This window comes from Pontibacter ramchanderi (assembly GCF_002846395.1).
GTDB lineage: Bacteria > Bacteroidota > Bacteroidia > Cytophagales > Hymenobacteraceae > Pontibacter > Pontibacter ramchanderi.
The window spans coordinates 555563-570100 of sequence record NZ_PJMU01000002.1 but is presented as its reverse complement, the minus strand read 5'-3'; the positions used below and the strand labels follow the sequence as shown (position 1 = coordinate 570100).

The following is a 14538-nucleotide window of genomic DNA, read 5'->3' as shown; positions in this document are numbered from 1 at the left end:
ATACCTGCAAGTTTGCAAGCCACCTGACTAGAAGCACACCAGTACTTGGCAGTTACGCCCTGGTCTATTAACAGCTAATTTGCTAAGTTGGTCAGGTATAAAAAACAGGAAAGGCGCTTCATCAGCGCCTTTCCTGCTTCAAAGTCTTTTGTACTTTGTCAAAAAAACCTTTGTCCAATAAGATTGCCCTACAGCAACAGCAGCCCTTTCTCACGTAATTCAAACCAAACCGGTGAGGCCAGAAACTCCTGGAAACTCAGGTGCGCGTCTAATGGGTAGGTTTCTTCCAGTTGCTTCAGCGTCAGGGTTGGCGCATCTTCCGAGGCTAGCAAAGTGAGTTGCTCGAGCAGCCACTGGCCGATGTTGGCGGTTGTCTTAATCTCGAAATCCTCGGCCTTTTCGTAGAAGGTGAGCACACAGCGTTCCACGGTCTGGCCCTTCTTCGCATACATCATAAAGTCGATGGCAGGCACATTGCCCAGCCAGAGCACACGGGCCAGCTTGCGCTCACTATCGGGTTTGGTGGGTTCCTGTATGGCTTTGGCAATCAGGTTGCGATCCAACGTTACGCGTGGTACTTTGAAATCGAACCAAAACGAAAGCGGCTCTTCCAGGGCTACGCCGTGCATATAGTTGTAAAGGGCTTTGGCCAAACCCGGGCCGAACATTTCGTGATCGGTGCCTTGCGGGTCGTCGTGCCAGAGGTCGTTGTTGGCAAAGTCGCCCGCCGGTGGACCCACTTTCACGACGCCGAATTTTTCAGGGTGCTTGCCCACGGGGCTGTGCGCCGTCATGCTGAAGCGGTGCCAGTAGCCGGACTGTATCACGCCGTTCAAAAACAACTGCCGCACCACCTCCAGCGAGTCGATTGTTTCCTGAGCCGTTTGCGTTGGGAAGCCATACATGAGATAGGCGTGCACCATGATGCCGGCTTGGGTAAAGCCGTCGGTCACGCGGGCTACCTGTGCAATGCTTACGCCCTTTTTCATCAGATCCAGCAGTCGGTCGGAGGCCACTTCCAAACCACCCGAAACGGCGATACAGCCCGAAGCAGCCAGCAGACGACACAGATCTGGTGTAAAGGTCTTCTCGAAGCGGATATTGCCCCACCAGGTTATTTTCACACCGCGGCGCAGTAGCTCAATGGCCAGGTCGCGCAGAGCAGCGGGCGGTGCGGCCTCGTCTACAAAATGAAAGCCGGTCTGGCCCGTCTGGGCAATAATTTGCTCAATGCGGTCCACTAGCAAAGTGGCCGGAGCCGTTTCGTAGCGGGAAATATAGTCGAGGGTGATGTCGCAGAAAGAGCAGCGCTTCCAGTAGCAGCCGTGCGCTACGGTGAGCTTGTTCCAGCGGCCATCGCTCCAGAGGCGGTGCATCGGGTTGATGACGTCAATCACCGACAGGTAATCCTGCAGCGGCAGGTCGCTGTAGTCCGGTGTACCCACTTCTATATGCGGAATGTCCTTGTCGAGGCAGCCGTTAATGTACTCCACCTTGCCATCAAGCAGCATGAAGGTACGCTGCAGGAAATCCACTTGGCGTTCTCCTTGCAGGTACTCCAGCAGTTTCAGCCAAGGGCCCTCGCCATCATCAAGCGTTACAAAGTCGATGTACTGGAATAGGCGTGGTTCGCGCAGACTACGCAACTCTGTATTGGGATAGCCGCCACCCATCATCGTGTGAATGTGCGGATAATTTGCTTTGATATACTGCGCCAGTCGCAGGCCGCCGTACAGGTTACCCGGGAAAGGGATAGAGAAGCCCACTACATCCGGTTGCACCTCCTGCAGGTGTTCTTCCAGCAACTCCAGCAGCATTTGGTCAACCAGGTTTGGCTCCGTCTTCAGCGACTCTTCCAGCGGGTCGAACGAAGTGGCCGACAGGGCTAGTTTCTCGGCGTAGCGGCTAAAGGCAAAGTAGGGGCAAATGGTCTCTTTGATCAGGTCGCCAAGGTCCTCGAGGTATAGCGTGGCCAGGTAGCGGGCGCGGTCGGTGATGCCCATGCTACCGAAAGCCCAATCGATGTCCTCTACCTGGTCGAAGCGCGAGGCCTCGGGCAGGTAGCGGCTGTAGCTGATTTGCTGAGCCAGGGTATTGTCTTTGTTCTGCAGGAAACGGATTACCGGCTCAATGGTGTTCAGGTACTCGCGCTTCAGGCGCAGCATGCGCAGGCTATTGTCCGAGAGTTCAAAGTCGCCTGCTTCCACGGCGTCGAATATTCTGCCCAGGCCTGCGCGGGAAAACATGCGCAGCACAAGTTCGATGCCAAAGTCAGCCTGTGTCACGGTATAGCCTTGGCCTTTCAGAAAACCCTTGATATAGGCAGTGGCTGGGTAGGGCGTGTTAAGCTGCGTGAGCGGCGGTGTAATGAGCAGTATGGTGGGCTTCTTCAAAGTCTCGGGAATCTAAAAATAAAGAACGCCCAAAGGGCGCGAACTGCAAAACTACTGATTCTGTAGCGGTTTCTAAAACAAGTGCTGCTTGCTTAACACTTACATGGTGAGCAGGGTTCAGTCCGGATGGATTGTAAATGAGAGGCTTAGAGAATGGTAGGTATAACATTGAATAATTTATGCATTAAAGCAGTATTTAATTACATAAATCAATTTTAATATGTATATATTTGCATTATTATCATCTATAGTTGAATGCTTCTAGGCGTAACAGCTAAGGTCTGAATGAATGAAAACAAATCATGATTTGAGAACCTGAAGCAATGGCTTGTGATGGTGTAAGTGTTTCAATTGTTCCCTAAATCAAAAGGCCCGCGATGCTATCGCGGGCTTTTCGTTTAGACAGGTATGACAGTTGCTATCGGAGCAGCTGCGAGGTTTTGTTAACCAGGTAATGCACGCCGGGCACAATGGCCAGTACAGTGCCTGCCACCAGCACAAACAGCACCACAAACAGGCGCAGCCAGTTCATGAAGAAGTTATCGGCAAACCCGAAGGTATAGAGCTGCAGGGCCGAGGCTATGAGCAGGCACAGCAGCGCGATAACCAGCAGTTTGCGTTTAAGCGCTGGGTTCAAAAAGTTCTTTTTCATGGTAGACCAGGTATAGCCGCAAAGTTAAGGTATAGCCTGGTTCGCGCATCATCAGGCGTGGCCTTTTTGTGCCTCCGCGTCCGAACTATCGTCTTTGGTGTGGCCCGGATTGTTCTCTCCCTGGCTCTGCGGAGGGGGCGTCTGCTTGTCCGTTGCCAGTTTCTGCTGATCCGACGACATCTCTTTTGTGCTCTTTTCCTGGTCTGACTTATTTTTTCCGTTCATCATGGCTCTCTGTTTTTAGTATGCTATGTAGTACGGCAAAAGGCGGCGTGTGTGGCTTTTCTTAACTCTAATTGTAGGGCGGTCGTACATGAGAGAGCTATACCTGCAAAGGCTATGGCGCTTTGAGAATCTAAAAAGAGAGAACTATGAAATCGATAAAGACAACGGCTGCTGTGTTGGGCGTATTGCTGGGTATAGGCATGGCCGCCTGCAACACAGGCACCGACCCCGGCGAGACGAACACTGAGCGCAGCGATTACGAGCGAACCGAAGAGACGGACCGCAGCAGCATGGACAATGATACCACTGAAAACTATGAGGACATTTATGAAGGCCGTGAGGGCACTGCCATCGGCGACAGCGCCTTTAACCAGGAAGGAAAGCGCGACAAGCGCTACGACGAGAACCTGAAACCAAACCCGAATCAGTAAAACGGCACAGGTATAGAAGCGCAATGCCCGGCTCTCAAGCGAGAGAACCGGGCATTGCGCTTTTCAGGCCGTTGATCCTACCTATTGCTGGAACACAAAGCCATTCGGGGCTATACCTACCCTGAACGAATCGATGGCGGCACCGCTCTGCGAGTTGTAGCGCACCACCCAACCATTGGAGGTATAATCGGATGCTTTGCCTGCGTAAATCAGGCCGGAAGCTGGCTCTATTCCCAGCCCGTTGAAACCATATGCAACATAAGTGCCCCGGTCGATGAGCGGTTTGGTGGCCAGTGCTACCGCATTCACATCCTGCACCCATACCTTGTTGTTAAAGACATAGTAGAGTTTGTCGCCGTTAGGAGCCGAGGTTAACCTGCCCGGAGAAGGAGCGTGCTGGCTGAAGGTTAGGGTTGTCATCACCGTATTGCTGATGGGATTGACCTTGGCAAGAGAGCCGGGCGTGCTGTTTTCTTCGCTTACAGACCAGTCAGTCGGGTCATAAACTTTTACCCCCGTGCTGCTTACCCAAAGCATATTGTTGCGGTCGAGCGCCAGGCTGTTGGGGCCGTCGTTCACCGTAATGGTTGTTTCGATGGCATCTGTGTTGGTGTTGATCACCGTTACCGAACGACCGCCGCTGTTTGCCACAAACAACTTACCCGCCGTAATCAGAAGTTCCTCTGGTTGCACGCCTACGGTAATGGTTTTGGTGACAGTGTTGGTTTTCAGGTCGACCACCGCCACACGGCCGTTGTCATACGCGAAGGTAGCCGGATCATAACCCAGCCACTCGGTTACGTAGGCCTTATTGTCGTCCAGTACGGCGATATAGCGGGGAGCCTCCAGGCCGGCAATCTCGCCTTCGGCCTTCAGGGTATGGGCGTTGGCTACCAATACTTTGCCGCTGTTGTTCATCACCAGGTATAACTTTTCGCCCTGTTTGGTCATGTGCTGCAACACATCGCCCAGCACAAGGGGCGCATTCACTTTCTTGAACGATTCGTTTTCCACCGATTTGCTGTCGTGGCTGTAGAAACTCACCGAGGCATTGGATTTGGTCATGGCGCCCTCGTTCGAGATCAGCACGCCGTTGCGGGCATATTCTCCGGCGGGGCCGTCGTTGTCACTGTCGCAACTACTGAAAGCCACAGCAGCAAAGGCACAGGCAGCTGACAAGAAGTAGCTGCGGAAGCGTGTAATTTTTTTCATGAGTATGAAGCGTATATGATTTAGGGAATAATAAAGCGTAAACTGGCTGCCAGACTGCGGGGCGGCATCGGCATATTTTCGAGCACGGTATAGGCGCGGTCGGTCACGTTATCGCTGCGCAGCGAAGCCACAAGTTGGGACTGACCCAAAGCGAATTTTTTGTGTACTGCCAGGCTGAGCAAGGTATAGGCCGGGAGGTTGTTGGCGTTGCTGTTGTCGGTGTAGCGCAGGCCATTATAGGTCAGGTTGCCGAGCAGTGTCCAGGTTCGGAAGGAGAGGTCTGTCCCCAAATGCGCCTTGTGTAGCGGTATGTGGGCAAGCTGCCGGTTCAGTTCCTGGCTCCCTTCGTAAGCTTTCACCTGCTCCGATGAGGTATAGGTGTAAGCGACCGTGGCGGCCAGTTGCCAGTTGCCGAGCGCTGTGCTTGCCCGGCTGCTGAGCTCTACTCCCTGGGAGCGTACTTTCTGCAGGTTGCGCGGCGACCAGTAGCTGGACGTAACAGGCATCCACTGGATCCAGTTGTCCACAAGCATGCGGTAAACCGATGCCTCAGACTCGAGCAGCACGGCGCCCAAGGTATAGCGGTGGCGCAGGCCGGTCTCGAAATTCCAGCCCTGCTCTGGCTTAATATCTGGGTTGCCGCCTGGCTGCCAGAAGCGCTCATTCAATGTCGGCACCCGGTAGCTGCCCGATACATTGCCTTTCAGGTATAGTGCGTGCCCACCCTGCTGCAACATGAGCCAGTTTGCACCCAGCGTAGGGGCTGGCGTGGGGTTGTAGCCTTTCACGAAAGCCTGGCGCAGGTTTAGGCTCAGATCGAGGCGCTGGCTGGGGTCGTAGCGGAAAAGCAGGAAAGCCGAGGCGCGGTCTTCTGTTACCTGACGGCCATAGCCCTGCACATCGGCCTCAAAGTGCTGCAGGTTAAGGCCACCGCGCAGGCTCCAGCGGCGGGCGTAGGTATAGGTTTGCTCAGCCTGCACCTGGTATGTGTTGATGTCGGTGAGGGAGTTATTGTTGTTGTCGGTATAGCGGAGGTAGTCGTTGAAAATGGCGGCCTTCACACTCGTTTCGCCCCAGTTGCTGTGGTGGTTCAGCTCGGTCATCAGGCGCAGGTTCCGGTCGAGTTGCCTGGCGTTGGTGTTGGCCGCGCCGAGGGAGGGCGGCACTTCGCGGTTTGCGTAGGTATACCAGCCGTGCAGGGCCAGTCGGGTTTTAGAAGAAAGCTGCCAGCTTACATCCTGCGTAAAACCATGCTGGGCCACCTGTGCCTGGTCCTGCCGGCGTGTGGGCGCCCCGATGCGGCCGTAGTCGCGGAAGGCGAAATCATTTTCAGCCGCCACACGGTAGCCACTTAAAGCGACAGACACCTTGCGGCCACTGTAACGGGCGTTGGCACTGGAAAAATAGCGTCCAAAACTGCCGACCTCCTGCATCAGTTCCGCACCAAAGCCTGGATCAGGTTGTGTTTGAGAACTCAGCAGAACCGCTCCACCAATGGCGCCGCTGCCATAGGTGGCACCCGCTGCCCCGTGCTGCACCGCTATGTTGCCAATGCTGCTTACAGGTAGCAACGAGAAGTCGCTTTGCCCCAGGGCTGGTTGACTGATGTTGAGCCCGTTCCAGAGCACGGCGGTATGAGTAGGGCTTGTGCCACGGAAGGCGGGCACAGCGATGCCGCTTGGGCCATTCGTTTTCAGGAACACCGGCGTGCGCGCCTGTATCACGTCGGCCAGGGTGCCTGCGGTATAGGTATGGATAAAGCTGCTGTCGAGGGTGCTCACACGGCTGCCGGAGGCAAACACCTCGGCGGGCTTGCCAAATATTTCGACAGTGCGCAACTGGTACAGTGTGGTATCCTGCTGGGCTATAGCCGATGCTGTCATGCCTAGCCCCAAGGCCAGACACCCTAAAAAACGGTAAGATGAGTTTGCCACGTTAACGCTTGCTTAAATCCCGAAGCATGCAGGCAGGTATAGGCAGGAACAGCGCGCGCAGGTATAGCGAAGGCCGTGCAGCTTTTTACCCGAAAGCATACGACTAAATGTTGTCGGACTGGCAGGTCTCCTGGCTCTCTTCAGGTCAGCCAGCCTTCCCATGCATTGTGCGGCACAGTGGCGGTGGTTTTGGCTACCCTTTTTAAAGAAGATCACAGTTGCGGGAACAGCATAGGTCTTACACCTATTTCCCTTTTAAGGCTTTGCTGCGGAAACAACAAGGCCACCAATCTGTGGGCAAAGGTAATTGTTTTAATGAATAATTAGTAATGAATAATGACTTATGGTGAATGATTCATGATGAATGACGGATGAAGAGCTTGTCATGGGTAAGGGTGATGGAGGAATGAGCTATGAGTGATAAGACTTACTGGTTTGCTAAGTGGATACTGAAGTATGAATAGTTACTGACGTACACGCTGGCCACAACCTCACCCATTTTAGCAATCTCTGACTACAGGTGTTATTATCCACCTTGGCGGGATTGGCACGTAATACATCATAACTTGTTCGTCATTATTCATTACTCATTACTTGTTAAATTTTGAAGCTGCAGAAAGACTTTTATAACCGGCCTGATGTGGTGCAGGTGGCACAAGACCTGTTGGGCAAATACCTCTACACAAACCACAACGGCATGCTTACAGGCGGCATCATCGTAGAGACAGAGGCCTATTCCGGCACGAACGACAAAGCCTGCCATGCGCACCTGAACCGCCGCACCCAGCGCACCGAAATTATGTACCATGAAGGGGGCGTGGCCTATGTATATCTGGTGTATGGCATGTATAACCTGTTCAACATCATCACCAACGTGGAAGGCCGCGCCGATGCCGTGCTGGTGCGAGCCATCGAACCCACAGAAGGGATAGAAGAAATGCTGCTGCGCCGCAACATGGCCGCCCCGAAGCCCAACCTGACGGCCGGCCCGGGGGTTATGAGCATCGCCCTAGGTATAGATCGTAGGCATTATGGCGAAGACCTGACCGGCAACACCATCTGGGTAGAAGACCAGGGCATGGAAGTGTCGGCCGAAGGTATAGCCATCGGCCCACGCATCGGTATAGATTACGCTGGCGATGATGCCCTGCTGCCCTGGCGTTTCTGGCTGAAAGGGAATAAGTGGGTAAGTCGGAAGAAATAATCAGTTTATCTGCTGCACGTTGCGCTTCTCTTCCAACCACCGCATCCGGTAGGCATGCATGGCGGTGGTCCCAAGCTTGTTGATCAAACGGTAGTTTACAACAGCCCCGATGGGTGCGCCGACAATCGGTATGAGCTGTGCCATCTTGGCTAAATCGATGTAGTCGCGGTACTCCTGCTGAAAGCTGCGCCAGTCGAACTGGTGAATGTCTTCTGGTAATTGCTGTGCATGCTGCTGCCAGTGCTCCATGAGCAGGTATACCTCCCGGCGGCGTTCCTGACTGCTAAATGCCAACTGGAAGATGTGGAGCAGGTAGACCCGTTCCCGGTAGTCTTCGGCGGAGTAGCCATAAAGGGCGGCTATTTCGAAAAGTAACTTCAACTTGAGGCCTAATAGTAGCGGAAAGTCAGCCAGACCTAACAAAAATCCGCCTGCCCCGGTTATTCCTCCCTCTGCTGCGCCAGCCTTCTTGTAGAAATTGATGCGCTCCTGCACCATGTTTTCGGTGAACTGCAACGACGAAAAGGGGAGGGGCTTGCGGGTGGTAAACTCGGAGCCCAAAAGCACGGCCCGCACCATTTGCTTGATGGTAGCAGTAATCGCCTGATGCACCTTCTCTGGAATGTAGCTGTTCAGCTTGTCCTGCATTCGCTTCGAAATTTTATTCATAAACGAGGGACTGCTGCGCATTTCCTGCTGCCAGTTCCGGAGTTCATCAATAGCGTACTGTTCGTAAGCGGTCATAGGAGCGGTTGCCAGGGGTTGATAAATCTAAACAAAAGGCCAGCCACAGTACATCGTTGCTGCGGCTGGCCTAATTTATAAATTTTGATCTTATTATAGTCCGGTTATCCTTATTTCTGCTGCTCGTTGTCCGTGCGGGCTTGAGGCGTTGGGTTGTTGGAGCCCATTTTGCCTACCGCATCTTTGTGCAGGTCGTTGCCGATATCCTTTTTAGAGCCAGACTTGCTTGTGCTGGCCTGTTGGTTCTTTGGCATGTTCTTATTTTCTTTCTCGTTCTTCATAGCTTTAAAATCAAATGTTGTGGTACACAGTTTACGCAGCCCGGCAGCTCCGGTTAGCACCAATAGAGAAGCCCGCAGCAGTTGCCACGGGCTTTTCTATATAATATTCAGCTAAACTATATTAAGAATTGCTGCTGCTGGAGCCTGAGTTATTGTTGTTTTTGTTACTCTGGCGTCCTGCCTCTGCGTGCCCCTCGGAGTCGCCGTGCCAGCCTTTTCCTTGGTTGCCACTGCTACTTCTGGCCTGTGTCTGATTACCGCCTCTGGCTTGGGTCTGGCCACTCTGAGACGAGCTTCTGCTACCAGAAGATGAGCTGTCGTTTTTATGGCTCTGTCTGCCGGCCTCAGCATGGCCTTGTGAGTCGCCGTGCCAGCCCTGGCCCTGGTTGCTGCTTCTGGCCTGAGAGCCTCGGTTGCTTTGGCCTGATGGGTTATTCTGAGAACCGGAGGAGCTTGTAAACTCGCCCGATTCGTTTCTTGGCTGATTCTGATTTCTATTCTGGTTCTGATTCAGGTTGTCTTCGTTGTTACGATTACGGTTCATACCCTGATTCTCTTCATTATTACGTTTCATAGCTTTCTGGTAATTTAAATTAAACATGTTGTACCCGTTCCAAACGGGACTCTCTGTTTTACGGCTTAAACTATTAACAGTTAGTTGTTTAGAGCTCTGTTGGCCATGGCGGGTATAGCAATAAAACAGACTAAACCGAGTATGGGTATATAGCGCTACGCAAGTATAACAATGGATGTATGTGTTTGTGACTGAACGATTTGAACAGCTTAAAAGGAGGCTCTAGCTACTTGGTGAGTTGGACTTTAGAAGGAGAGGCAATACTGAAAGTCTGCAAAATAAATTTAAAAAAATTAATTTGAAGCTGCTACCACTTTTCGGCAATAGACCACGATCGGCTTCTGGTGCATGTCGGTCGTAAAGAAGAGGTAATCCGCTCCGCCTTCTTTTATACCTGTCTTTTTGCGAATATCGGCCACGGACTCCGGAAAGTTACGCACTGTGATGTTGGCTTTGCGCTGTGGCAGCCTTGAAAGGAGCTCTTTCTTTTGATAGCGCCCTATGCCTTCGCAGAAAAAGGCTCGTCCCGGAAAATCAGGTATAAGCTGGTCAGCGGTATACAGGTGGCTGTTGGGGTGAAGCTTGTAAAGGCCAAACTGACTGGCCACGCTACGGTAGGCACCAGATTTAAGGATGGCGGAATTAGGCTCGTAGAGGTATGCCTTTGGGTCAGAGTAACTGACGGAAGCGCTTTCTTCCTGCTCCTTTTGGAAGCTGAGTAGATGCACAGTGCCGTCTGGTAACAGGTTGACTGCATGGCGCTCCGGGTTGTTACCCACGCGGGGCTGCAACAGGTATAGCACCTCCTTGCACTCGTTGTGCAGTGCCATTACCCATACCTGGCTAACGGAGCGCAACTGCTCAACTGCCAGTTCTATATCGAGCATAGGAGAGGTCTTGAGCAATACAGCATCAGCCTTCTCGAACAGTACCGGCAGCAGCTGCAATATGTCTGGCTCACAGTCCTGCAGCAGGTGTACCTTCTCCAGCCTGTCGCCCCGCCGAGCCGGGTCCAGGTATAGCACATCGGCGCGGCCCGTAAAGGCTTGCAGGAAATCCTCGGCAGTGGAGTTCACCGTCTTAATGTTGTAGGCGCCTAGCAGTTTAAAGTTGTAGCCAGCTATTTCGGAAAGCTCGCTGTTCTGCTCCACATGCACCACTTGCTCAAACCGCTTTGCGAAAAAGAAGCTGTCCACCCCAAAACCGCCCGTCAGGTCTATGAGCAACTTTCCCTTTACAAGCGAGGCTTTGTAGGCCGCCGTCGCCTCCGAGGAGGTTTGCTCTACCGATACTGCCGTTGGAAACACCACGTCCGGATTTGCCGCCCAGGTAGGCAGTTTGTCTGCGGCCTTGTGCCGAGCCTGTATCTGCTTTACCAGCTCGGCAACCGGCAACTGCGGGTAGCGGCCTGCCTGCAGCATGAGCTCGGCGGGGTTGCGGTGCTGGTGCTGTTGTATGAATTCCTTCTCTTCCGGAGTATAGTGTTTCATGGTGCGCTGCAAAGGTAAGCATTTAATTCAGCCTCATTTTCTGTTAAAAATTATCCTTCCGCAAACAATCCTTATACCTGCTGGTTGTATTCTCAGCTAAAAGAAATTTTTAAAAAATAATTTATCAGACTACTATGAAGAAATGGATGAAAATCATGATGCTGGCCGTATTGCCGGCGCTGGTGCTTACAAGCTGCGATGACGACGACGATGACACTGTGATCGAGAACTCCAATGTGATGGTGGTGCACGCTTCGCCTGACGCGCCGGGTGTTGACCTGCTGGTAGACGATGCAAAGGTAAACTCAGCTGCCCTTACTTTCCCGAACAACACCGGTTACCTTGAGGTGCCATCCGGCCGCCGCAATATAAAAGTGAACGCCGCTGGCACCAGCACAACTGTTATCAACGCCAACCTCGACCTCGATAGAAACGACAGCTATACTGTGTTTGCAATCAACACCCTGAGCGCCATCGAGCCGCTGGTATTGGAGGATGATCTGGATGCCCCTGCCTCCGGTAAGGCCCACGTGCGTTTCGTGCACCTGTCGCCTGATGCCCCTGCTGTGGATGTGGCTGTAACAGGTGGTCCTGTGCTTTTTGGTAACCGTGCTTTCAAAAGCGCTACAGAGTTTACGCCTGTAGACGCTGCCTCTTATAACCTGGAGGTGCGCCTGGCCGGCACACAAACTGTGGTGTTAACGGTTCCGAACGTGCAATTGGCCAATGGCCGCATCTACACCATATTTGCCAGAGGTTTTGTGTCACCACCTAGTGGTAACAACAATGCCCTTGGAGCCGAGATCATTACCAACCGATAACCCAGAAGAAGACTATACCTATAAGAGGCCTGTGCCATTGGCACGGGCTTCTGCATTTAGTAGGAAACTAAACCATTTGATTTTCAGTTGAATAGTGCTCCTGGGTTGAAGATGAGGGATATATTTTGTAATTTTGTGCTTCCTTAAGAAAAAAGTAGAATATGATTGATACAACGCTCAAGTACAAAGTAAAAGACATTTCGCTGGCCGAGTGGGGCCGCAAAGAAATAAGGCTGGCTGAGGCTGAAATGCCTGGCCTGATGGCTATCCGCGAGGAGTATGGCCCAAGCAAGCCACTGGCGGGTGCCCGCATAGCCGGTTGCCTTCACATGACCATCCAGACTGCTGTGCTGATTGAGACGCTGGTGGAACTGGGTGCTGAAGTAACCTGGTCTTCGTGTAACATTTTCTCCACGCAAGACCATGCCGCTGCGGCCATTGCTGCTGCGGGTATTTCGGTTTATGCCTGGAAAGGTATGACGGCCGAGGAGTTTGACTGGTGCATCGAGCAGACGCTGTTTTTCGGTGATGAAAGCAAGCCGCTAAACATGATCCTGGACGACGGTGGTGACCTGACCAACATGGTGCTGGATAAGTACCCTGAGCTGGCCCCAGGCATCAAAGGTCTTTCTGAAGAGACGACTACTGGTGTGCACCGCCTCTATGAGCGCGTGAAAAATGGCACCCTGACTATGCCTGCTATCAACGTGAACGACTCTGTGACCAAATCGAAGTTCGATAACAAGTATGGCTGTAAAGAGTCGTTGGTAGATGCGATCCGTCGCGCTACAGACGTGATGATGGCCGGTAAGGTAGCGGTTGTAGCTGGTTACGGCGACGTAGGAAAAGGTTCTGCCGCTTCGCTTCGTGGTGCCGGTGCCCGTGTTATTGTAACCGAAATCGACCCGATCTGCGCGCTGCAGGCTGCTATGGACGGCTTTGCGGTGAAGAAAATGGCCGATGCCGTGAAAGAAGCTGATATTGTGGTAACCGCCACTGGTAACAAAGACATCATTACAGAGGAGCACTTCCGTAGCATGAAAGACAAGGCGATTGTTTGTAACATCGGCCACTTCGACAACGAAATCGACATGGCTTGGCTAAACGGCGCTTACGGCAACACGAAAGATACCATTAAGCCACAGGTTGACCTCTACAACATCGAAGGAAAAGACATTATCGTGCTGGCTGAAGGCCGCCTGGTGAACCTGGGTTGTGCTACTGGTCACCCATCTTTTGTAATGTCTAACTCTTTCTCGAACCAAACACTGGCGCAGCTGGAGCTTTGGACAAACGCAGAGGCGTACGAAAACAAAGTGTATACCTTGCCGAAACACCTCGATGAGAAAGTAGCCCGTTTGCACCTGAGCAAGATCGGTGTGGAACTGGATGAGCTTCGTCCGGACCAGGCTGCTTACATTGGTGTGGAAGTTGAAGGGCCATACAAGCCAGAATACTACAGATACTAATTGTAGGAAACTATTGATACAGAAAGGCCGGGGCATAAGCTCCGGCCTTTTTTGTTACTGTGGCTTATACCTCATGTCGCTAAAGAAGACGGGTAGTTCGCACCCGAGTTGGCCAAGGCTCTACTCTTTGAATGAGCCCATTAGTTTGTAGTTGCTTATGTGCTTTAGGCTTGGGTTCAGAGCAAAAATATTCCTATACCTAATCCTCTGGTATACCTGCTTCTCTTCGGTAAAGAAGCAAATAGAGAGAACAGCGGTAGTGCTTTAGGTATAAACGAAATGCCCTGACGCTGTGTATATTTCAGGATCAGGGCATTTGCATGATGTTGACGTATGGGGTGCTTACTAGTTCGTTCAAATGATGTTGAAGCGGGACATCAAAGCCTTTTTATATGACTTGCCAATCGGAACATCGCCCCTGGAGAACACCACTGCATTCTCCTCCAGCGCCTCTACCTTGTCCAGGTTGGCAATGTAAGAGCGGTGCACCCGCACAAAGTTATTGGAGGGCAGCTTATGCTCCATGTCCTTCAGGGTAGAGCTGACCAGGTATTTCTGATCCGCAGTGACGATGAATGAATAGTTATCGTAGGCCTCCACCCACAAAATATCGCTGTACTGCACCTTGATGATGCGGTGCTTTACCTTTACAAAAATGTAGTCGGGTTGCGACTCAGCTTCCTTTGGCGCCTTGCCTGCGCCGTTTTCACCTGACTTTTGGCCGGAATCGTGTTTGTAAAGGGCAAGCTCTATGGCAGAGCGGAGGTTTTTTTCGTCGAAGGGTTTGGCCAGAAAACCGTCGGGCTCTGTTTTCTTTGCCCTGTCCAGGGTGGCCTTGTCGGCATAGGCTGTCAGGTATATGAAGGGGATGTCGAACTCCTCCCGAATTTTGGAGCCGATCTCAATGCCGTCAATGTCTCCTTTCAGGTTTACATCAAGCAAAACCAGGTCTGGCTGCATGGTCCGGATCATGTCAAGCGTGTTCTCACCGGAGTCGATGGCACACGTCTGGTAACCTAGCTCATCCAGACAGGCAGCCAGGTCTTCTGCGATTATAATTTCGTCTTCCGAAATAAGAATTTTTGGTTTTGTCATAGTATTAATCCCA

Annotated in this window: 14 protein-coding genes and 1 riboswitch; of the genes, 4 read left to right on the top strand and 10 right to left on the bottom strand. The window is 52.3% G+C overall.

From position 1 onward, the window contains the following. Positions 1–188 precede the first annotated feature (188 nt). The 3 genes from BD749_RS09390 to BD749_RS19380 all read right to left on the bottom strand — a co-directional run bounded on the left by BD749_RS09390 (position 189) and on the right by BD749_RS19380 (position 3273). A complete protein-coding gene (locus BD749_RS09390; protein WP_101444111.1) occupies positions 189–2393 on the bottom strand; it encodes a B12-binding domain-containing radical SAM protein in 2205 nt (734 codons plus the stop codon). A 418-nt stretch (positions 2394–2811) separates the two neighbouring features. Further along, positions 2812–3045 carry a DUF2798 domain-containing protein gene (locus BD749_RS09385; protein WP_101444110.1) on the bottom strand — a complete coding sequence of 78 codons (234 nt, stop codon included), beginning with the start codon at positions 3043–3045 and terminating at the stop codon, positions 2812–2814. Between the two features lie 51 nt (positions 3046–3096). Next, positions 3097–3273: a hypothetical protein gene (locus BD749_RS19380; protein WP_180336363.1), complete on the bottom strand. Its 177-nt coding sequence runs from the start codon at positions 3271–3273 to the stop codon at positions 3097–3099. Between the two features lie 143 nt (positions 3274–3416). Here BD749_RS19380 and BD749_RS09380 point away from each other — a divergent pair, with 143 nt between their 5' ends. Next, complete coding sequence (locus BD749_RS09380) at positions 3417–3701, top strand: hypothetical protein (RefSeq protein ID WP_101444109.1); 285 nt, start codon at positions 3417–3419, stop codon at positions 3699–3701. Between the two features lie 81 nt (positions 3702–3782). Here BD749_RS09380 and BD749_RS09375 read toward each other — a convergent pair whose 3' ends face one another. Both BD749_RS09375 and BD749_RS09370 read right to left on the bottom strand, forming a co-directional pair. Beyond that, positions 3783–4913: a YncE family protein gene (locus tag BD749_RS09375; RefSeq protein ID WP_101444108.1), complete on the bottom strand. Its 1131-nt coding sequence runs from the start codon at positions 4911–4913 to the stop codon at positions 3783–3785. 20 nt (positions 4914–4933) lie between these two features. Beyond that, positions 4934–6847, bottom strand: coding sequence for a TonB-dependent receptor plug domain-containing protein (locus BD749_RS09370; protein ID WP_143741247.1), 1914 nt, complete (start codon positions 6845–6847; stop codon positions 4934–4936). Between the two features lie 103 nt (positions 6848–6950). After that, positions 6951–7153: riboswitch (cobalamin riboswitch) on the bottom strand. Between the two features lie 298 nt (positions 7154–7451). Between BD749_RS09370 and BD749_RS09365 the strand changes: the two genes are divergently transcribed. Next, positions 7452–8051, top strand: coding sequence for a DNA-3-methyladenine glycosylase (locus tag BD749_RS09365; protein WP_101444106.1), 600 nt, complete (start codon positions 7452–7454; stop codon positions 8049–8051). Here the strand turns inward: BD749_RS09365 and BD749_RS09360 are convergent, their stop codons facing one another. The 4 genes from BD749_RS09360 to BD749_RS09350 all read right to left on the bottom strand — a co-directional run bounded on the left by BD749_RS09360 (position 8052) and on the right by BD749_RS09350 (position 11140). Continuing rightward, positions 8052–8795: an EcsC family protein gene (locus BD749_RS09360; RefSeq protein ID WP_101444105.1), complete on the bottom strand. Its 744-nt coding sequence runs from the start codon at positions 8793–8795 to the stop codon at positions 8052–8054. A 110-nt stretch (positions 8796–8905) separates the two neighbouring features. Next, on the bottom strand, positions 8906–9076 hold the full coding sequence (locus tag BD749_RS19375; protein WP_180336362.1) for a hypothetical protein: 171 nt from the start codon (positions 9074–9076) through the stop codon (positions 8906–8908). 121 nt (positions 9077–9197) lie between these two features. Then, positions 9198–9650: a hypothetical protein gene (locus tag BD749_RS09355; RefSeq protein ID WP_143741246.1), complete on the bottom strand. Its 453-nt coding sequence runs from the start codon at positions 9648–9650 to the stop codon at positions 9198–9200. A 293-nt stretch (positions 9651–9943) separates the two neighbouring features. After that, positions 9944–11140, bottom strand: a complete 1197-nt coding sequence (locus BD749_RS09350; RefSeq protein ID WP_101444718.1) for a THUMP-like domain-containing protein — start codon at positions 11138–11140, stop codon at positions 9944–9946. 134 nt (positions 11141–11274) lie between these two features. Here BD749_RS09350 and BD749_RS09345 point away from each other — a divergent pair, with 134 nt between their 5' ends. After that, entirely contained in the window at positions 11275–11961 is a 687-nt protein-coding gene (locus BD749_RS09345) for a DUF4397 domain-containing protein (RefSeq protein ID WP_101444103.1), read from the top strand. 161 nt (positions 11962–12122) lie between these two features. Beyond that, positions 12123–13430: an adenosylhomocysteinase gene (gene ahcY, locus BD749_RS09340; RefSeq protein WP_101444102.1), complete on the top strand. Its 1308-nt coding sequence runs from the start codon at positions 12123–12125 to the stop codon at positions 13428–13430. A gap of 354 nt (positions 13431–13784) precedes the next feature. Here ahcY and BD749_RS09335 read toward each other — a convergent pair whose 3' ends face one another. Next, the gene (locus BD749_RS09335) at positions 13785–14525 is read right to left on the bottom strand and encodes a LytR/AlgR family response regulator transcription factor (RefSeq protein ID WP_101444101.1); all 741 of its coding nucleotides are present in this window, start codon (positions 14523–14525) and stop codon (positions 13785–13787) included. Positions 14526–14538 lie beyond the last annotated feature (13 nt).

Excerpts from the sequence above, each read along its gene's own strand:
- BD749_RS09385 (WP_101444110.1), bottom strand. The coding sequence starts at position 3,045 with ATGAAAAAGAACTTTTTGAACCCAGCGCTTAAACGCAAACTGCTGGTT.
- BD749_RS19380 (WP_180336363.1), bottom strand. The coding sequence starts at position 3,273 with ATGATGAACGGAAAAAATAAGTCAGACCAGGAAAAGAGCACAAAAGAG.
- BD749_RS09380 (WP_101444109.1), top strand. The coding sequence starts at position 3,417 with ATGAAATCGATAAAGACAACGGCTGCTGTGTTGGGCGTATTGCTGGGT.
- BD749_RS09375 (WP_101444108.1), bottom strand. The coding sequence starts at position 4,913 with ATGAAAAAAATTACACGCTTCCGCAGCTACTTCTTGTCAGCTGCCTGT.
- BD749_RS09360 (WP_101444105.1), bottom strand. The coding sequence starts at position 8,795 with ATGACCGCTTACGAACAGTACGCTATTGATGAACTCCGGAACTGGCAG.
- BD749_RS19375 (WP_180336362.1), bottom strand. The coding sequence starts at position 9,076 with ATGAAGAACGAGAAAGAAAATAAGAACATGCCAAAGAACCAACAGGCC.
- BD749_RS09355 (WP_143741246.1), bottom strand. The coding sequence starts at position 9,650 with ATGAAACGTAATAATGAAGAGAATCAGGGTATGAACCGTAATCGTAAC.
- BD749_RS09350 (WP_101444718.1), bottom strand. The coding sequence starts at position 11,140 with ATGAAACACTATACTCCGGAAGAGAAGGAATTCATACAACAGCACCAG.
- BD749_RS09345 (WP_101444103.1), top strand. The coding sequence starts at position 11,275 with ATGAAGAAATGGATGAAAATCATGATGCTGGCCGTATTGCCGGCGCTG.
- ahcY (WP_101444102.1), top strand. The coding sequence starts at position 12,123 with ATGATTGATACAACGCTCAAGTACAAAGTAAAAGACATTTCGCTGGCC.
- BD749_RS09335 (WP_101444101.1), bottom strand. The coding sequence starts at position 14,525 with ATGACAAAACCAAAAATTCTTATTTCGGAAGACGAAATTATAATCGCA.